Here is a 19,226-nt window from a genome sequence, read left to right on the forward strand (position 1 = left end):
CAACAGTTATAATACAACTTTCTTAAAAATATACAAGTCTATAAATATACAAGTCTGTAAATATGAATGTCGAAATCAATAAAGGAGATGTAAATATTAATATTTCGAATGAATCGAAAAAACCGAAAGTATTAACTCTCATAAATATTACTATCAACCAAATTGCAAAAAGCCAAAGATTTAATACACCTAAAAAGGAATAAACAAAGTTACTTTTCAATATGTTTTGAAACCTAACCAACTTGTACAAAATTAATCTCAAAACAATTATTGACGTTCCAAAAAAAACAGCCGCGGCAACACTTTTTAAAAAATATTTCTGAAGCATAAATCCGTAGAAAACCTGTTTTTCATATGAACTGAATAAACAGTACAAAGTCCAAATATTTATGATTATCAAACTATAAACAAGATTTCTTAAATATTTTTCTTTCACTTTGTGATTGTCTAAAAGTTGTACTCTCTGAAATAAAAAATTCAATTCCAATTAGAAATAAGATTAAATAACTACTTTCTATTCGAAGACTCGCGTGCCAAAACCTCCGTATTTAAAAAAGTGATTTCTTTAACCTCATCACTATTAGAAGATTTTAGGTTTTTAATAATAATTTCGGCAGCGGCCTTACCCATTTTTTCTGCAGGATGTGTTATGGTTGACAAATTTGGATCAATAATTTGCGAAATTGGATCATTATTAAAGCCAATAACAGCAACATCCTCCGGAACTTTAATTCCTCTTTTTTTAGCCGTCTGAACAGCACTTACAGCAATAATATCTCCAGCTGCAAAAATACCATCGGGAATTGGATTCAAATCAAATAATTTATTGCTTGCCTTTACTCCGTCTTCATATGTAACTGACTTTAAATTGACTATCAGTTCCTCGTCCATAGGTAAATTATGATCTCTTAAAGCTTCGATATAACCTCTTCTCCTTTCATTATATAAATTACCAAATTCTGATCCAGCGGTCAAATGTGCAATTCTGGTACAGCCCTGATCAATAAGATGTTTCGTTGCTTTATAACCTGCTGAATAATTATCAATTATGACCCTGAATGTATTGAAATCTTTAGGAACCCTGTCGACAAAAACAAGGGGAATATTATTGTTTGAAAATTGCAAAAAGTGTGATGTATCCCTGGTTTCCATAGCTAGCGAACAAATAACACCGCTAACACGATTGCTGTATAAAGATTTGGCCATATTTACTTCCTCTTCAGAAGAGTCATGCGACTGCATAATGATAACCGTATAACCGGATTTTTGGGCGGCAATTTCAATTCCGCTGATTAATGATGACAGGAAGGGCTGGGTAACTGTCGGAATCAAAACGCCTATGGTTTTGGTTTTATTTCCTCTTAGACTTGCTGCTAAAGTATTAGGCACAAAACCCATTTCTTCGGCAGTTTTTTTAACCTTTTTTATTGTTTTATCACTAATCGTGTGATGGTCTTTTAAAGCCCTGGAAATAGTTGATGTTGCTAAATTTAACTTTTCAGCAATATCGTATATCGTTACATGTTTATTTTCTTCCATAAAATAAATAATAAATAAGTGTAAATATAGCTATTTTCTATCTGATGCAATCTTCTAAAAACCGAAGAAATAAAACAATACCATTTGTCATTTTGCCTGAATATTTTTTCATATATTTCTGGTCAGAATAATTGAAACCTTCTAAATAAAAGCTAACTAACATGACCACTTTTCCTTGTAAACTATTAAACCAGAATCTCAAAAACATAATAGCTGCCGTAATTGTTTATCTGTTTTCTGCTGCCGTTTTTGCCCAGACACAAAACACAAACTGGAATGGTAAAAAATGTGCTGTTGTACTGACATATGATGACGCCTTAAATATTCATCTTGACAAAGTCATCCCAATGCTTAACTCGTATCAGTTTAAAGGGACTTTTTATCTGATAGGCTCTTCCCCTGTTGTTTCACAGAGAATTGAAGCATGGAGAACCGCAGCAAAACAAGGACATGAACTTGGTAATCATACGTTAAACCATCCGTGTGACGGAAATTTACCCGGAAGAGAATTTGTAACAGCTGAAGCTGATTTATCCAAATATACGGTTGCAAGGGCAGTTAATGAAACCAGAATTACAAATACTTTACTAAAAGCTATTGACGGCAAAAACGAACGTACTTTTGCCTATCCTTGCGGAGATTTGACCATTAATGATACATTGTATTATAATTTTTTAAAAAATGATTTTGTTGCTGCACGGGGAGTTGCAGCCGGTTATTTAAACAAGAAAGAAGTTGATCTTTCTAATGTAAATTCCTTTGTTCAAAACGGAAGCACAGCCGAACAAATGATAGCTCAGGTTGAAGAAGCTGAAAAAAAGGGCTCTTTTATTGTTTTTCTGTTTCACGGTGTAGGCGGCGAACATTCTCTGAATATCGATTTGGAAGAACACCGAAAATTACTGGAATATTTAAAGAAAAGAAAAAAAGATATTTGGGTTGCGACAATGGTTGATGTGGCGAAATGTATTAAAGTAAATTAAAATTTTGCAGATCAATTTGAAATTTTGCAGATCAATTTGAATTAATTGATCTGCAAAATTGCACAAAATAACTATTTCGTCAATAGTTCTTTTACCAGTTCATTTAACTTGCTGCCATGAATATTTTTTGCCAGAATAATTCCGTTTTTGTCCAGTAAAACATTAAATGGCAACGCTTGTACCATATAATCAGTTGCTGCTGCAGAACTCCAGTATTTTAAATCACTTACTTGTGTCCATGGAAGTTTGAGTTTTGTTATTACTCCTGTCCAGGAAGGTTTTTTAGTATCTAATGAAACCCCATAAATATCTAATTTTCCGGGATATGTGTTGTATAGTTTCAATAATTCAGGCTGTTCTTTAATGCATGGACCACACCATGATGCCCAAAAGTCAACTAATACAATTCCTCCTCTTAAAGATGAAAGTGCTACTTTTTCCCCTTTTGTATCCGGAAGATCAATTTCTGGAGCTATATCCCCTACTTCAAGGCCTACAACCTGTGCTTTAACACCAATTACAGAAAAAAACAACAATACTGCAACAAATAATTTCTTCATATTTTAATTCTCAATTAACTTACTAATTCTAATTTATTTTTCAGACAAATATAAATAACAACACTTAACTTTTAAATAAAAATTAAGCATTATTCTATTTAAAAAAATAACTGCAATTTTATTTGGCAGCTATTTTTTTTATTATTTACTTTGCAATTCAAAGTACTTTAAAAACAATAACGAAAGATAAAATACATATTTAGATTGTTATTTAAAAATTACATTATTTTTTTATTTGATTAAATGCTTTGAATTTCAAAGAACTTTATAAAGCATGTATTATGAAAGACCACATTATTGAAAAATTGTATGAATACACAAAAAAGCCTTATCAAAAATATTTTAAAAGAAATACCCCTTGGGAAATTGACAAAGCAACACTATTAAATTATCCCGAAGGCACTTTAGGAAACGGTTTAGGAAAATTTCTTTCAAAACATCATTTTGATATGCAGCCCAAATTAGAAGATCATGACATTATTCATGTTTTAACCAATACCGGAATTTCAGTTATTGATGAGATCGGGATGCAGTATTATCTTTTAGGAAACGGAAAGAGAAGTATTTATTTGTTTTTGGTAATCTTTTCAGGTACTCCCTTCTACCCTAAACAGATTCGGTATTTTATTGAACAATACAAAAGAGGCAAAAAAGCACATTCTTTTTATTATCTGAATTTTTCAAATATGCTTTTTGTACCAGTTAAAACGATTCAACACATTTTTAATATTTAATCTTATGCAAACTACACATCAAAAACTTTCAGAAGAAACCCAAACTATTGAATTAGTGATTGGAACTTTTATAATCAGTACTATCTTATTTGTCTTTTATATGTTTACCAGCCAAAACGCTAATGTTCTGTTATTTGCTTTTCCTTTTGCCGTTTCAGTTTTATTTTTAAACGCAATCATGCTCTTTAATCTGACAGGCCGTTTTATAAAATTATATAAGGAACGAAAAGATATAGCTGTTAAGATTTTACTGCTGCTCAGTAATATTCCTATTGGGTTATTATATTATGTGATTTCGATGAAATCATAATTATTTGAAATAAAAAAAGGGTATGAATTCACAAAGCTTTAGACTGTAGCAACTTAGTCATAAAGCTCTTCACCTTCTTTTATTGATTTATCAAACCTGAAGTCTATTAAAGTTCCTTTTTGAGTTTTTCTATTTCCAATGATTTTTACTATTTTATTATTAGATAAGTTAATAACTCTAATTCCAACTTCATATTTTTTTCCATTGGCAAAATAAGTATCATAAATTACATACTTAGTTTTTTCAATTATAAATGCAACATAGTTCAGATCAATCCCTTCGTTTTCAACACCTCCACCTCTAAGCCAATAAGAATATTCAAATTTGTTCCAACTCGATTTATCTTTATTTTTTGGGAATTCTAATTCAATGTTTTCCTTTGTTCCAAATCGATAGACAATATACTTTCCCGTTTTATCACTACAAAGAGTCATTACCTTTCCATTGTTTGTTTGAAAAGAATAAATTATTTTTTCATTGTTTAATACATATTTCTGTCCAAATAAGTAGCAGTTTGAAAAAAAAAGAAAAGCGATTATGATGGCTAAATGTTTCATTAGATTATTCGCGTTACAAACGCTTTATTTAGTTAAAAAAGTAAATAGGTACTCGTTGCAAACGAGTACCAGATAGAGAGATATAGCGCTTAAGATTTTGCTGTTGCTCAGTAATATTCCTATTGCGGTTTTGTATTATGTTATTGCGATGAAATTGTGATTATTGAAATCTAAAACTCATCTCATTATTGGAGAAGAAAAGCGGGACTAAAATCTTTGTTACTTCTCCATCTTTCGAGAGCAATGTCCAATCCAAACTGTTAATAATAGATCGATGTTTAAATTCTTCTTTATCTATGAATTCTCCATATGCTATATCGTCACACAATACTTTCTCGGAAGATTCGATTGAAAAATTTATGTACTCTCTCAATTCTTTTTCTTTTTCAATTGTATCTGTATTCAGTTTTATCCGTCCAGATGTACTTGGGAAATCCATACTCTCGATTAAAAAAGTGCCAATTAATTTGTCCTTGTATAAAAGATTGAATTCTTGTCTAATTTTTTCAGGCATTTTTTATGTGATTTTTGGATGAGAATTGGTCAACGTTTTGGAATTTTGTGTTCGGGCCAAGAAACATTTTGCTATCAATAAATTTGAATAGAAGTATAAATATCTTTTCATTTTGCAAAACTTTGTTTATTAGCAACCCCTCGTATACCTCCAAAGGTTAGGTTCTCCATTATCATCAATAACTTTTAACCAACCTTCTGTTATATATTCTAAATTTTGTTTTTCAGTTAACTCTGTGTTGCAGGGATGTTCTTTATATTTTATGGCTTTAACTTTACACCATTGCCCAAAAGTTTCTGTTGTAAGTTTGATTTCAAATAAATCTCCTCTGACAGAACCAATTATTTCACTATTTGAGTTTGGTTCTTTTCGTAACCTCAACCCCGGCTCATTGGCATAATAACCCGATGCATTTTTGCTTTGCTTAATCAAATAATCAAACCAACTTATAACCTTAAAGCCTTGCTTTCTAATTTCAGCAACATTGAGCCAATAGTTTTTTGATGTGTCAAGAACTTTTACAAATCCTTGGATTGAATCGGTATAATTTATCGCATAAATTTCATAACCAATTTCTATATAATTCTCAATTTGTACTTTTTGGTTACCTGTTACAAAATAGATTTTATATGGAACTTGATCGTCTTTTTTCATGTCACCAATTCTTTTTAGCGTTCCAATAATTTTACCGTTTGGATTGTCATAAACTGAAAATCCTTGTTCTGGCGAAAGAATACAACAATATTTTTCGGAAGTTTTCAAACTGTCAATAGCAGGAACAATAATGCCTCGTTTAACATTCTGTCCAAAAACTAATAATGGAAACAAAAATAGTAGTTCAAAAATTATTTTTTTCATTCGAGTTCTTATTCTGTTTCAGTTTCAGATGGCTTTGCAAATTTGCAAAATCATCCCAATTGCAAAACCAAGTTTCAATTAAATCTATTATCTAAATTCGTTGTAGTAAATGCTAGTGGTGGTTCTTTTTTTGTTAGAGATTGCCCGACTCCCAATTTTTCCAACTATTCACAGCTTTTTGATATTTCTCTTAAAAATCAATTAGCCCCCGGCAAAACAATCCCTCCCTGATCAATCAAATAAAGTAAAGTTGTCATAGTCGCTGCACCCAATTCCAGTTCTCTTTTATTGATGGCGTCAAACTTATCATTTGCCGCATGATGATAATCAAAATAGCGTTGTGAGTCCGGTTTTAAGCCTGCTTTAACGATCGCTTTAGAGGTTAAATGACCAATATCTGAACCTGCATGACCAATCGTAAAACTATGTACCAGATATGGCTCGAAAAAGTCTTTGAATCCCTGGATTTTCTTCAAATTAGCATCGTCTGCTTCAATTGAGAATCCTCTTGGTGTAAATCCACCTGAGTCACTTTCTAAAGCAAAAATATGGTTTTCGTTCTTTTGCTTTGAAACTTCTTCGTATTTGGCTCCGCCTTTTCCACCGTTTTCTTCGTTCATAAATAATACGACACGAATCGTATTTTTAGGTTTATAATTGAAACTTTTAAGGATACGCACCACTTCCATACTTTGCACTACTCCTGCACCATCGTCATGAGATCCGTCTGCCAAATCCCAGGAATCCAAATGACCGCCTACAACCATAATATTTTCAGGTGTCACTGTTCCTGTCAATTCACCAATAACGTTATAAGATAGTATATCCGGCAAAGTTTCGCAGGATTGTTTGAAATAAAATTTTAACGCAGGATTATTTTTTAAAGCAGCACTTAATAATTCAGCACCATTCGTACTGATCGCCGCAGTCGGAATATATTGCTCTTTTGGCAAGTCGCCATAACTCTGAGCTCCTGTGTGTGGAAAATCATCTAAACGCAAATTCATTGAACGAACAATGGTTCCTGCTGCACCAAGTTTAGCCGCCTCTTTTGCGCCTGCAAATCGCTGGTCTACACAAGCTCCATAAGATTTGAAGGTTTCAATATTTTCAGGATTCATTGGTCTGTTAAAAAACACAATTTTTCCTTTTACTTTATCTCCTAACGTTTTTAATTCTTCGATACCCTGTACTTCTATTACTTCAGCGGTTAATCCTGTTTTTGGTGTGGCAACAGAGCCTCCCAAAGCACAAATTGGCACTACGGTTTTTACTTTTCCGTCTAAGATAAATGCTGTTTCTTTTTCGCCACGTACCCAATGCGGCACCACTACTTCCTGCAGATAGACTTTGTCAAGTCCTAAACTCTCTAATTGGGACTTGGTGTAATTAACCGCCAATTGTGCATTTTGAGAACCTGATAAACGAGCCCCAATATCGTTGGACAAATACTCTAACCAAGTATAACATTTGGAATCGGTTAAGGCTTTTTTATAAAATAATTTAATATTTTTTTCATCATTTGATTGTGCAAAAGCCATCAAACCGCTTAAAATCAAAACAGGCAGAAGAGTTGTTTTTTTCATCGTTTTTATATGTGTTTTGGGTGTTTTTGTGTTGGTTAGTTCTTTCACAAAGAAACAAAAATTCTCCAAATCTGTCAGATTTTTTCTTCAGCCTTTTCACAAAAAAGCTCTGATTTACAAATTCTTCAATTTGCAGTCAGAGCTTTTATAAATTATTTAAATAAAAATTATTTTACTTCGATAATCTTATTTTTTATACCGATTCCATTTTCATTAAAGGCTTCGATTGTAAAGTAATATTTTGTGCCTTTATCGAGACCTCTAAAATCATACGTGTTGTCTCCGTAAACCATAATGCTGTTGTATAATTTATCCGGAGTAATTCCGTAATAAATGTTGTATCCGACTGCATCATTTTGTTTTTTCCATGAAATTATGGCATTTCTTGAATCGGTTTTATTTCTGTTTAATTTAAAAGAGGCAACTGCTTTTGGTTTTGCTGCTAATCCATCACCAAAAACCCTGAAATCTGAAATTGCAAATAATCCGGAAGCGTTATGAATGTTTTCCATTTTAATATAACGCGCTTTAATCGATTTTGTGAGTTCTAGGTAATCGTGAGGCACATCTTTATCATTTTTGGATTTGTCTACAACCAATATCCAGTTTACAGCATCATCAGACATGAAAATTTTGTACTGGTAATAAATATCCATTGCTTTATTGAACTGTGTTGCTTTATGATCTGCGTAATTAATCTGCAAAGCCTTTATTTCCATAGGTCTTCCCAAATCCATTTGAAGCCATTCACCCGCATTATTGGTTTTAGCCGACCAATATGTCTGAATATTTTCATCCGTCAAATTTTCAGCTCCGTAGCAGAATTTCTCATAGACTTTTTTTCCGCCGTTATCCATTCGGTGTGTTTCGACTTCCATACATTCTTCCGAAGAAGAAACAGTTACAGGCTTTTTATACGAAAGTAACATCCATCCTGATGAAGCGCCTTTTGTCTGATCGCGTTCACCGGTTGGAAGCACGATTGGAAAATCACCGTATGAAGTAATAGAATACATAACATCATCCTTATCAAATCCGGCAGGAAACATATCGATACGACGCTCAAAACGGTCTTTAATAGAGATTTTGCAGGTTCCGGTATTCCAGTAATTTCCGTAATTGTCTTCAAAAGTATTTCCGTGTCCGGCTCCAATTACAAATCCGCCCGGTTTATACGACATTGGATTGTGTTTTTGATACGTAAAAGGCCCTAACGGATGATCACCTACGTGAACACCATTGGCATAGCCTTTAAACTCGGTTGCCGGTGCACCGTACTGCATATAATATTTACCGTTATGTTTGGTCATCCAGGCACCTTCAATAAAATTCCCCCAGGGCGCAGGTTCCATATCGTTGTTTGGCCCGAAACGTTCCCAGCCGTGAGCTGAAGGATCTAATATAGCCACTTCTTTAATCTGACCATACGGACGCTGAATATCTTCAACTTCGGTCGCTTTGTATAATGTCGCATAATCTCCCTGATTTCCTTTTGGAAGCCAGGTTTTATAGTCAACCTCAACACCTACAAGAGGTAGTTTTCCGCTTGAACCATAATACATATATACTTTTTTGTCGTCATCCTGAAAAATGGCCGGATCCCACGTAGGCAGCATTGCTTTATCAACATGACGTGTCCATCTGCCTGATTTCGGGTCGGCTGTTTTCCAGATGGGATGATCCCTTTTCCATGTGGAGCCTACGTAAAATAAAGTGTCATTTACCACCCAGGCAGCCGGAGCGCACTGATCATCATCGCCAGGCTTTCTTTGGAAACTTCCGTAAACAAAATTCCAATCGGACATATCTTTACTCCAAAAGAAACCTGCCTGATTTGTGGCAAATAAATAATAATCTCCTTTATACGTAATAATTACCGGATCAGCACTGGAACGGCGTGACTCCGGAATTCCGTTGTGATTGTGTGTGGTATAATTGTAACCAATATTAATTGGATTACAATAGGTTGTTGCAGGTCTGGCAGGATCAAACCATGCTGTTTTACCAAGTTTATTCTGTGCTGATGTCTTAAAATTAAAACCAATCAGCAACAGTAAAAATAGAATTGAATAAATTATTTTCATCATTTTGTATTTTATAAACATACGAATGCAATTAAAAAATTACAATCTTGTCTTTTCATATAAATCTCAGATTTTAAGGAAACAATGTGTTGAGATTCCTACGGAATGACAGACTGTGCGCTTAAATCTTAACCTGTTTGCGATTTAAAAAAAAGCCCTTCGTATAACCAGTACGAAGGGCAATTAATAATAACAAACCAATTATTTAGTTAACTCAAAACTAACTTTCTTATCGGCAGCCGAATTTCCTCCTACGAAAATTTCAAACTGTCCGGGCTCTGCTACGAATTGTAAATCAGAGTTATAAAATTTTAAATCTTCAACAGTGATATCAAAACTTACTGTTTGTTTTTCTCCTTTTTTAAGGGCTATTTTTTGGAAACCTTTTAGTTCTCTAACCGGTCTTGTTACTGAACCCACTAAATCTCTGATGTATAGCTGAACGGTTTCTTTCCCATCAAAATTTCCGGTGTTAGTTAACTCAACCGTAACTTTTAATTTTCCGGTTGAATTCATTTTATCAGCAGAAATTTTCAGGTTTGAATAATCGAAAGTGGTGTAACTTAAACCAAATCCGAATGGAAATAACGGCTCGTTTCTTTCGTCAAGATAGTTTGATCTGAACTTCTCGAACTTTCCTTCTGTATTCGAAAGAGGTCTTCCTGTATTTTTGTGCGCGTAATAAATCGGCACCTGACCAACACTTCTTGGGAAAGTAGTAGTTAATTTCCCGGAAGGGTTAACGTCTCCAAATAAAACATCCGCAATAGCGTGACCTGCTTCACTTCCTGCAAACCAAACGTTTAAAATGGCGGGAACCGTTGCGTTTTCATCATTTAACACCAAAGGGCGTCCGTCAAATAAAACCAATACGACAGGTTTTCCTGTTTTTAGCAAAGCATTCAGTAAATCTTTTTGAGCCTGCGGAATTTCTAAATTGGTACGGCTGCTGGATTCTCCGCTCATTTCGGCAGATTCTCCTAAGGCAGCCACAATTACATCTGATTGTTCAGCGACTTTTAAAGCTTCTGCAATTAATTCTTCTTTAGGACGAGCATCACGATTTAAGGTTTTACCAAACATAGTGGCATTGGTTTCAAAAGTTTCATCGTAATCTAAATTGCTTCCTTTTGCGTAAAGTACTTTTACAGATTTTCCACCTACATCCTGAATCCCCTGCAGTAATGAGATACATTTTTCGCCAATAGTGGCGACACTCCAGGTCCCTGACATATTGTTTCTGGCATCTGCCAATGGTCCGATAAGGGCAATAGTTCCCGATTTTTTAAGAGGCAATACCTGATTTTGATTTTTTAACAATACCAATGATTGTGCCGCTATATCACGTGCTTCTTTTCTGCTAGATGGTGTAAAAATCTCCGTTTTTGCTCTTTTTTCGTCACAATACTTATACGGATCCTGAAATAATCCTAAATCGTATTTTGCTTCTAAAATCAATTTAACCGCATGATCAATCTGCTCAATTGTTACTTTTTTCTCGTCTAAAGATTTTTTCAAAGTTCCTAAGAAACCTTCTCCAACCATATCCATTTCAACTCCGGCGTTTAATGATAAAGCCGAAACTGTTTGTAAATCTCCCATTCCGTGTTCAATCATTTCCGGAATTCCTGTAAAATCAGTAACTACAAAACCTTTAAAACCCCATTGTTTTCTTAGAACATCGGTCATTAGCCATTTGTTTCCCGTTGCTGGGATTCCGTCAATTTCGTTGAAAGAAGCCATAACCGAACCTACACCCGCATCAACAGCCGCTTTGTAAGGAGGAAAATAATCGTTAAACATTCGGATGTGACTCATGTCTACTGTATTGTAATCACGACCAGCTTCCGGAGCTCCGTATAAGGCAAAATGTTTAACACAAGCTAAAATGGAATTGTTTTTAGAAAGATCGTGCTGTTGGTACCCGTTCACCATTGCTTTTGCAATCTGGCTTCCTAAATACGGATCTTCTCCTGAACCTTCGGAAATCCTTCCCCAACGAGGATCCCGCGAAATGTCTACCATAGGAGAAAATGTCCAGTTGATGCCATCAGCACTTGCTTCCTGTGCAGCAATCTGAGCACTTCTTTCAATTAGATTCATATCCCAGGTACAGGATAATCCAAGCGGAATTGGAAATGTGGTTTCGTAACCGTGAATCACGTCCATACCAAAAAGCAGCGGAATTTTTAAACGGCTTTTTTCAACCGAAATTTTCTGCACTTCTTTTATTTTTTGAACCGATTTAATATTGAACAATCCGCCTACTTTACCTTCAGCGATATTTTTTGCAACGTTCGAACTGTTTGCCTGACCTGTCGTAATATCTCCCGATGTTGGTAAATTTAGCTGACCTAATTTCTCATCTAAAGTCATTTTTGACATTAACTCTGCCACAAACTCCGACTTTGGTTTAATTTTTACAGCATTTTTAGTATTCTTTTTTTGGGCGTAACCCAAAACAGCGCATCCTAAAAAAAGTAAAACTAATTTATTTTTCATATATAAATATTTATTGATTTTTATATAATCGCCATTGTGTATTCCTATTTTGGTTCGGAACAATGGCGATTTTTCATTCTGTGGTATTTATTTTTATTTATTGATTTTAATCTGTCTAAACATCCAGTCATAAATTTCGGGATTGTCATAAACTCTTGTCCAGCTATCGTGATTTGCATCATCAAAAATGGTCAGTTTTACATCTTTGGCGTTACATTTTTTCAATTCTTTGTAGATTGTAATCGCATAATTCACATTCACTACATCATCCAGTAATCCGTGAAAAATTCTGGTTGGAATATTGGCTATTGCGCAAGCGTGTTCTAACTGAATTAAATCTACAAAACCAGCGACAGGTACATTTGCGGCAAATAGATCCGGATGTGCAAAAGCCAAATTCCAGGAAGCCCATCCTCCTGAGCTCAAACCAGTAACATATATTCTTTCTGAATCGATTTTGTTTTCTTTCTGAATTTTTACAATAAGCTGATAAATGGATTCAATGTCCCAATTTTCATCTTCTTTGCATTGAGGAGCCAAAACATAAGCATCTAACTGATGTGTTTTTAAATACTTAAAAGGGCCATTAATTTTTACTTTTTCAATGTCAGTTCCTTTTTCTCCATCTCCTGAAATAAAAACGATTAATGGCTTTTTCTCTTTCAGATTGGCTGGACGATGCAAAGCATAACCCAATTCATATTTTGATAGTATGACTGTATTGATTTTTCCGGTTGTTTCACTTTGGGAAAATCCAACTATTGAAAATAACAGGAATAAAAATGTTGCTTTATACCTCATGAAAAAACTATTTAAATTCCGTATTTTCCAGATTTGAATCCAAGTTTTGTCAAACCTTGTTTTACTTCCGGTGCATTCATAAACAATTTCCACAATAAACCTGTTCTGTAATTTTCAATCATTACAACTTCTGGTCCCTGATCGATTGCTAAATAACGTTTAGCCACCCACTTATTGCCCAAACTAATTGCATCATAAAAGCCTGCATCTCCCCAGGTTTCATTTTTATGATTTTCATATAAATTACGTATCAAAGCCAATGATTCTTTTGGAGTATAAACAATAGAACTTATGGCTGCTGTGGGCGAAATAACCCCCTGATCATTACTTGGCATGTGCGCATTGTAACCAATAGAACCGTCCGGATTTCTGGAATAGGATGCTGTTAATCCCCAATAATTTGGTCCATAATCCTTGATTTTGTTAGGGTTTTCTACACAATATTCATAATTGATTTTAGTCTGATTTACATTTAAATCCCAATAATTAGCATATTTATCACTCAATTGATTTGGATCTAATCCTACATAAGAATAATGTGCCCAGAATAATGGACCTCCAAATTCTTCTGCTCCGTTATGTTTTAGAATCAATGGAATATTATATTTTGTTTTTGATGAAACGATTCCACCGCTTCTGACCCATCCTTCATGATATGCTTTTGCATCAATTGAATGAGTTGGTGAAGATGCAGCCATCACATACGTGATTAAACATTCATTGTATCCTTGTAATGGAAAATTCATCTGCCATGCGTAATTTGGTGACCAGTGCCAATACAATACATTTTTATTGTTGGTGTACCATTGCCAGTCAACTCCTTTCCAAAGATCATCGTATTTTTTTGCGACCGCTTTTTCTTTTTCAGAGCCATCTTTAAGATATTCACGAACTGTAATCATCCCTGCAACCAAAAATGAAGTTTCGACTAAATCGCCACCATTATCCTTGGTTCCAAAAGGTTTTACCTTTCCTGTATTTCCGTCAATCCAATGTGGCCATGCCCCATGAAAACGATCTGCTTTGTCTAAAAAATCTGCAATTTTGTTCAGTCTTTCGACTCCTTGCTCTTTGGTAATATAACCTTGAGCCATACCCGAAACCAAAGCCATTAATCCAAAACCTGAACCGCCTGTGGTCACGATATTTGAATCGTTTTCAGGATAATTTCCGTCTGGATGGTAACGCTCCCGTGCTAATCCTGAATTGGGTTCTGCGTAATCCCAGAAATATTTGAATGTTTGTTTTTGAACGGCATCTAAAAGCTGTTCATCTGTTAATGTTACAGTTGCAGTATTTTGGCCTTTATTTTCTTTTGATTTTTCGGAATTAGATCCAAAGCCAAAAAAGCTAAAAACTAATAATAAAACTGAAATTCTAATCATTATAAAAATTTAAGATTATGGTAAATACACTTCCTCCGGAAAATCTGAAGGAAGTGATTTAATGCTGTTAATTCGGATATCCCGGATTTTGTTGCGATAAGCCGTTGGCTTGTAATAAGAATGATGCCGGTATTGGGAACAATTCATTTTTTCCTTCTGTAAAGACTCTTCCATTAGGGAAAATATCGCTCTTATCTGCTTCAAAAGCAGCTTTGGCCTGTCCTGTTCTGACAAGATCAAAGAATCTGTCAAATTCAAAAGCTAATTCAACTCTTCTTTCTTTCCAGATTGCAGTTCTAACCGCTGACTGCGAAGTCGCAGGAGTATCGCCTAATCCGGCTCTGTGTCTGATTTGATTCAACAAAGGAATTGCTTCTGAAGTTTGCCCTAATTCATTTAAAGCTTCTGCTTTCATTAATAAAACTTCAGCATATCTTAAATATTTAATATTAGCATCTGTTTCCCATGCACTTGTATAGGCAGAAGAATAAGCTTTATAATTATATCTCGGATTAGGATCGTCTGCACTAACTACTGGAATTACTCTTCCATCATATAAGGTTGTACCTCTAAAAATTATCGTCGCCTCTTTTCTAACATCTCCGGCTTCATAAGCATTTACTAAACTTTTAGAAGGCTGATTAAATCCCCATCCCCATGCATCACGAACACCTTGAGTATTAGAATATCCTTGAATTCCACGAGTTGGTACTGCCCCATTACCGTTTATTTCAAAAATAGATTCCCCATCATTTTCTCCTTCAAGTCTGAACATTTTAGCATAATCAGGAGATATGCTATATCCTGTAACCAGATTACAGTTATCTACGACGTCTTGCCATTTTTTCTGATACAGACTTACTTTTGCCAATAAAGCATAAGCTGCTCCTTTTGAAGCTCTGGCTTTTTCAGAATCAGCATATTCAGATTTATTTGGTAAAACCACTACAGCCTCAGTTAAATCTTTTTCAATAAAAGCATACACTTCAGCAGCTGTTTTACGAGTTAACTGCATTGCTTTATCTTCTGCTGATAATGGAATACTGGAAACGTGATCTACAATTGGCACTCCTCCGTAACATTTTACTAAAGTAAAGTACATGAAAGCTCTTAAAAATTTTGCCTCAGCCATTAACCTTTCTCTTAATGCAGGATCCGCTTTGTCTAATTTAGGAAGAATCGCTAATGCCTGGTTACATCTATTGATTCCATCATAGTTTGCATTAAAAGTACTTTCAGCAGATGGATTTGATGCATTATAAGTTAAGGCGTCCAAAACATCTTTATCAGTACCTGTATCACTTGGAGTGGAACCTTTATCAGCATCATCAGATGTAATACTTGCCAAGCCAATCCATCCGAATGAACTCATGTCCCAATCTAAAAACTTACTGTAAATTGAGGTAACAAAGGTTTTTGCTCCGCTGTCGTTGTTAAATAACTCAATATCATCTGTAGAAATAGTCTCAGTTTGTTTAACATCCAGGTAATCATCTGCACATCCTGTAAAAGTTAATGCCGATAACAAGAAGATTGATATATATATTTTTTTCATAATATTAAAATTTTAAATTAGCACCAATTACAAATGATCTTAATGTTGGGTAAGCGTCCAGTTCAACACCTTGTGTTCCATAAGGATTACCATCTCCATTTAACTCAGGAGAAAAACCAGAATACTTCTGTGTAATAAACGGGTTAATTGCATTAAAATAAATTCTGCAAGAACTAATAAATTGATCTTCTTTAAGAGGAAGTTTGTACCCTACAGTGATATTGTTGATTCTAAAGAAATCTGCAGATTCCATATAATAAGTTGAAGCAACCGGAACAATATTAAATGGTGCTGGATTCTGAGATGTTGTATTTGTTGCCGTCCAATAATCATTTGTCATAGAAGCTTCGATGTTTTCACCTCCAAAACGCTGTGCTTTTTTACCATTGTACACTTTTGCTCCGCCAGTCCCATATCCGTCAACTGAAAAATCAATGTTTTTGTAAACAAGCCCTAAAGAAACTCCGTAATTTGCTTTTGGTAAAATTGAACCAGCGTATTTTTTATCAGTTGTTGCAGATAAAGCATCCTGAGTTACTTTAGCACCAGTAAAATCGTAATAAAGCATGTTTCCATTTGCCGGATCTACACCTGCATATTCATAAAGATAAAAACTACCTAATGGCTGGCCAATTGAGTTGTTGTATAATAATTTGGTATCCTGACCATTTCCTAAATTACCTCCAATAACCTGAGATAATGAAACATCTTTTAAGCTTGTAAGCTCATTTTTGTTGTGTGAGAAGTTACCACCAACCCAATAGCTTAAATTGTCATTAATTTTATCATCCCAACGTAAAGCAATTTCAAAACCTTTGTTTGAAACTTCACCAACATGAGAAGGAGAAGCCGTTGTAATTCCAGAAGTTGGATAAGGTTTTACATATAAAATTACATTATCTGTATTTTTGTCATAAACATCGAAAGATCCTTTTAATCTGTTGCCTAAAAGTTCGAAATCTACACCTGCAGAAGCCTCTTCAGTAATTTCCCATGTTAAAGACGGGTCAATTTGAGAAGTTATACTTGATCCTTCATATAAAATTGAACCTCCTAAATAACTGTTTAAACCCGAATTATAACTTTGACTGTTTAATGGTACATTTTGGTTACCCAATTTACCCCAGCTACCTCTTAATTTGATTAAGTCAACTCCTTTAACATCTGTCAGAAAACTTTCTTTAGTCATAATCCATCCAAGACCTACAGATGGGAAAGTTCCCCAACGGTAATCTTTTGCAAAATTTGAAGATCCGTCACGTCTAATAGTTCCGGTTACTAAGTATCTGTCCATTAATTTGTATTGGAAACGTCCAAAATAAGATGCTAATTTACTTTCATTGAAAACAATATCCTGTAAATTTGTAACAGTACCTGAGTAATCAACACCTTCTGCATCTGTCGCATTATATAAAGACCAATAGTTAGAATCAGGACTCACATTTTTTCTGGTGATTACTAATTTTTCTCTTGGACCTTTTACAGAAGTTTCAATACCTGCTGTTAATTCTACATCGTGAACATTAGCAAATACTTTATTATAAGTAAAATAGTTAGACAGGTTCCAGTTAAAATACTGTTCTCTGCCTCTCGTTAATAAATTAATAGGATCAGTACTTGAATAATCAGCATCTTTACGGGTTGGATTAGCCGCTAACCAAACATTTTTAGTATCCTCGAAATTATAATTTTTCCAGGTATAGTATTCCCCATTAAATTGTGAAGTAAACTTTAAGCCTTTTAAGATTTCATAATCCAGTTTCAAACCACCCTGAAGCGTAATACTTCTTTGTTCTTCATTATAAAAATCTAATTGTGATACAGGATTTCCAACATTATTAAATGAAGTACCTGTTGGGCTTGCCACTCCGCTTGCATCTGCAAAAGGAGCGCCATATTGACCATTCGCAAAACGCACCGGCACAATTGATGACTGTTTGTAAGCATTTGTAAATGCGCTTAATGGTTTTGGTGTAGAATTAGCCGATGTAAAGCTAAAGTTCTGATTTAAAGTGATTTTTTTAGAAAGTTTAAATTCATTATTATTTCTAAAATTTGTACGGCTGTAATCTAAGCCGTTAAGAATCGCCTTTTCCTGATAGTTACCTGCGCTGAAAAAGTATTTAACACTTTCTGAACCTCCGGAAATAGAAATATTATTTTGAGTATAAGTACCCGTTCTTGTAATTTCATCAAACCAATCTGTATTAACAGGCTGATTGGTAGAGAATCTGTTTGTGCCTAAAGAGGCGTTAGAATAGCTTGCATATTGATTAGAATCTGCCATCTTTACTTTCTTAAGGGGTGTTCTGATACCGCCAAAACTTTCAATTTCTACAGAAACTTTATCTCCTTTACCTTTTTTAGTAGTAATAATGATAACCCCATTTGCTGCTCTTGTGCCATAAATAGCAAGGGACGAAGCATCTTTTAGGATTTCATAAGAAGTAATATCATTTGTATTGATATTATTGATATTTTCTGTTGGCATACCATCAACAATATATAAAGGATTTCTGCCTCCTAATGCAGTACCCAAACCTCTAATGACTACAGAAGGTGTACTCCCTGGTGCATCTGAAGAAGTTACCTGAACCCCTGCAGCTTTTCCCTGAATAGCCTGAGAAGCATTTAATACCTTTGTTCTTGTAACATCTTCTGCTTTTAATGAAGTAATGGCAGACGTATTGTCAATTTTCTTTCTGGTACCATATCCAATTACTACTACTTCTTTTAAGGCAGTATCGCCAGCTTCTTTTAAAGTAATTGTCATTAAACCGGAAGTTGCTGCTACAGAAACAGCATCGAAGCCCAGCATCGAAATCTTTAGAATTTCACCTGGTTTGGCATTAATTGTAAAATTTCCGTCGAAATCAGCATCGGCGGTAGTTTTGGATTGGGGGGCACTAATAATTGCTCCGGGGATTCCCATTCCGCTATTATCTATTACTTTTCCTTTAATTGCCTGACCCGACATATAAGCCGGTAAAAGCAAGAGAGCCAAAAAGCTAAAAATAAAATTTTTCATACAGTTTAAATCGTTTAAGTTAGTAGAGCCAAATTAAACAATTACAACGTTTGAGTACATCATATAGTACTACTACACAACCACATCACACACTCTTAAAATACAATTAAAGCCTTTTAAAACAACAACTTAATTATTAAATAAATTTCATCAACATAATGTTATGATGTAGTAATGATGTATTGTAATAATGTAAAAAAAGGATTGAAAAAATAGTATTTGTATAAAAA

General features: G+C 34.4%; 15 protein-coding genes. 3 read left to right on the forward strand and 12 right to left on the reverse strand.

The window, feature by feature from the left end; genetic code table 11:
- Positions 1-507: 507 nt before the first annotated feature.
- Positions 508-1,539: a LacI family DNA-binding transcriptional regulator gene (locus tag FLACHUCJ7_RS23490; RefSeq protein WP_078229481.1), complete on the reverse strand. Its 1,032-nt coding sequence runs from the start codon at positions 1,537-1,539 to the stop codon at positions 508-510.
- Positions 1,540-1,700: 161 nt separating this feature from the next.
- Between FLACHUCJ7_RS23490 and FLACHUCJ7_RS23495 the strand changes: the two genes are divergently transcribed.
- Positions 1,701-2,522, forward strand: a complete 822-nt coding sequence (locus FLACHUCJ7_RS23495) for a polysaccharide deacetylase family protein (RefSeq protein ID WP_180910747.1) — start codon at positions 1,701-1,703, stop codon at positions 2,520-2,522.
- 71 nt (positions 2,523-2,593) lie between these two features.
- Here the strand turns inward: FLACHUCJ7_RS23495 and FLACHUCJ7_RS23500 are convergent, their stop codons facing one another.
- Positions 2,594-3,082, reverse strand: a complete 489-nt coding sequence (locus tag FLACHUCJ7_RS23500) for a TlpA family protein disulfide reductase (RefSeq protein WP_180910748.1) — start codon at positions 3,080-3,082, stop codon at positions 2,594-2,596.
- Positions 3,083-3,363: 281 nt separating this feature from the next.
- Here FLACHUCJ7_RS23500 and FLACHUCJ7_RS23505 point away from each other — a divergent pair, with 281 nt between their 5' ends.
- Both FLACHUCJ7_RS23505 and FLACHUCJ7_RS23510 read left to right on the forward strand, forming a co-directional pair.
- On the forward strand, positions 3,364-3,816 hold the full coding sequence (locus FLACHUCJ7_RS23505; RefSeq protein WP_078229484.1) for a hypothetical protein: 453 nt from the start codon (positions 3,364-3,366) through the stop codon (positions 3,814-3,816).
- Between the two features lie 4 nt (positions 3,817-3,820).
- Positions 3,821-4,126 (forward strand): hypothetical protein, encoded by a 306-nt coding sequence (locus FLACHUCJ7_RS23510; protein ID WP_180910749.1) that lies wholly within the window; start codon positions 3,821-3,823, stop codon positions 4,124-4,126.
- Between the two features lie 53 nt (positions 4,127-4,179).
- Here the strand turns inward: FLACHUCJ7_RS23510 and FLACHUCJ7_RS23515 are convergent, their stop codons facing one another.
- From FLACHUCJ7_RS23515 to FLACHUCJ7_RS23560, 10 genes are all read right to left on the reverse strand, one after another.
- Positions 4,180-4,683 (reverse strand): hypothetical protein, encoded by a 504-nt coding sequence (locus FLACHUCJ7_RS23515; protein WP_180910750.1) that lies wholly within the window; start codon positions 4,681-4,683, stop codon positions 4,180-4,182.
- A 160-nt stretch (positions 4,684-4,843) separates the two neighbouring features.
- The gene (locus FLACHUCJ7_RS23520; protein WP_180910751.1) at positions 4,844-5,197 is read right to left on the reverse strand and encodes a hypothetical protein; all 354 of its coding nucleotides are present in this window, start codon (positions 5,195-5,197) and stop codon (positions 4,844-4,846) included.
- A 129-nt stretch (positions 5,198-5,326) separates the two neighbouring features.
- Positions 5,327-6,055, reverse strand: a complete 729-nt coding sequence (locus FLACHUCJ7_RS23525; protein ID WP_078229488.1) for an SH3 domain-containing protein — start codon at positions 6,053-6,055, stop codon at positions 5,327-5,329.
- A gap of 197 nt (positions 6,056-6,252) precedes the next feature.
- Positions 6,253-7,641, reverse strand: a complete 1,389-nt coding sequence (locus tag FLACHUCJ7_RS23530) for a M20/M25/M40 family metallo-hydrolase (RefSeq protein WP_180910752.1) — start codon at positions 7,639-7,641, stop codon at positions 6,253-6,255.
- 167 nt (positions 7,642-7,808) lie between these two features.
- On the reverse strand, positions 7,809-9,728 hold the full coding sequence (locus FLACHUCJ7_RS23535) for a family 43 glycosylhydrolase (protein WP_230408902.1): 1,920 nt from the start codon (positions 9,726-9,728) through the stop codon (positions 7,809-7,811).
- A 198-nt stretch (positions 9,729-9,926) separates the two neighbouring features.
- Positions 9,927-12,227 (reverse strand): beta-glucosidase BglX, encoded by a 2,301-nt coding sequence (gene bglX, locus FLACHUCJ7_RS23540; protein ID WP_180910753.1) that lies wholly within the window; start codon positions 12,225-12,227, stop codon positions 9,927-9,929.
- 93 nt (positions 12,228-12,320) lie between these two features.
- Positions 12,321-13,028, reverse strand: a complete 708-nt coding sequence (locus FLACHUCJ7_RS23545) for a carboxylesterase family protein (RefSeq protein WP_180910754.1) — start codon at positions 13,026-13,028, stop codon at positions 12,321-12,323.
- Between the two features lie 11 nt (positions 13,029-13,039).
- Complete coding sequence (locus FLACHUCJ7_RS23550; protein ID WP_078229492.1) at positions 13,040-14,413, reverse strand: glucoamylase family protein; 1,374 nt, start codon at positions 14,411-14,413, stop codon at positions 13,040-13,042.
- Positions 14,414-14,480: 67 nt separating this feature from the next.
- Entirely contained in the window at positions 14,481-15,968 is a 1,488-nt protein-coding gene (locus tag FLACHUCJ7_RS23555) for a RagB/SusD family nutrient uptake outer membrane protein (RefSeq protein ID WP_078229493.1), read from the reverse strand.
- Positions 15,969-15,972: 4 nt separating this feature from the next.
- Positions 15,973-18,996, reverse strand: a complete 3,024-nt coding sequence (locus FLACHUCJ7_RS23560; protein ID WP_180910755.1) for a SusC/RagA family TonB-linked outer membrane protein — start codon at positions 18,994-18,996, stop codon at positions 15,973-15,975.
- Between the last annotated feature and the right edge of the window lie 230 nt (positions 18,997-19,226).

It is taken from the genome of Flavobacterium salmonis (assembly GCF_903819435.1).
Lineage (GTDB): Bacteria > Bacteroidota > Bacteroidia > Flavobacteriales > Flavobacteriaceae > Flavobacterium > Flavobacterium chungangense.

Coding starts and splice junctions, on each gene's coding strand:
- FLACHUCJ7_RS23490 (WP_078229481.1), bottom strand. CDS start 1,539: ATGGAAGAAAATAAACATGTAACGATATACGATATTGCTGAAAAGTTA.
- FLACHUCJ7_RS23495 (WP_180910747.1), top strand. CDS start 1,701: ATGACCACTTTTCCTTGTAAACTATTAAACCAGAATCTCAAAAACATA.
- FLACHUCJ7_RS23500 (WP_180910748.1), bottom strand. CDS start 3,082: ATGAAGAAATTATTTGTTGCAGTATTGTTGTTTTTTTCTGTAATTGGT.
- FLACHUCJ7_RS23505 (WP_078229484.1), top strand. CDS start 3,364: ATGAAAGACCACATTATTGAAAAATTGTATGAATACACAAAAAAGCCT.
- FLACHUCJ7_RS23510 (WP_180910749.1), top strand. CDS start 3,821: ATGCAAACTACACATCAAAAACTTTCAGAAGAAACCCAAACTATTGAA.
- FLACHUCJ7_RS23515 (WP_180910750.1), bottom strand. CDS start 4,683: ATGAAACATTTAGCCATCATAATCGCTTTTCTTTTTTTTTCAAACTGC.
- FLACHUCJ7_RS23520 (WP_180910751.1), bottom strand. CDS start 5,197: ATGCCTGAAAAAATTAGACAAGAATTCAATCTTTTATACAAGGACAAA.
- FLACHUCJ7_RS23525 (WP_078229488.1), bottom strand. CDS start 6,055: ATGAAAAAAATAATTTTTGAACTACTATTTTTGTTTCCATTATTAGTT.
- FLACHUCJ7_RS23530 (WP_180910752.1), bottom strand. CDS start 7,641: ATGAAAAAAACAACTCTTCTGCCTGTTTTGATTTTAAGCGGTTTGATG.
- FLACHUCJ7_RS23535 (WP_230408902.1), bottom strand. CDS start 9,728: ATGATGAAAATAATTTATTCAATTCTATTTTTACTGTTGCTGATTGGT.
- bglX (WP_180910753.1), bottom strand. CDS start 12,227: ATGAAAAATAAATTAGTTTTACTTTTTTTAGGATGCGCTGTTTTGGGT.
- FLACHUCJ7_RS23545 (WP_180910754.1), bottom strand. CDS start 13,028: ATGAGGTATAAAGCAACATTTTTATTCCTGTTATTTTCAATAGTTGGA.
- FLACHUCJ7_RS23550 (WP_078229492.1), bottom strand. CDS start 14,413: ATGATTAGAATTTCAGTTTTATTATTAGTTTTTAGCTTTTTTGGCTTT.
- FLACHUCJ7_RS23555 (WP_078229493.1), bottom strand. CDS start 15,968: ATGAAAAAAATATATATATCAATCTTCTTGTTATCGGCATTAACTTTT.
- FLACHUCJ7_RS23560 (WP_180910755.1), bottom strand. CDS start 18,996: ATGAAAAATTTTATTTTTAGCTTTTTGGCTCTCTTGCTTTTACCGGCT.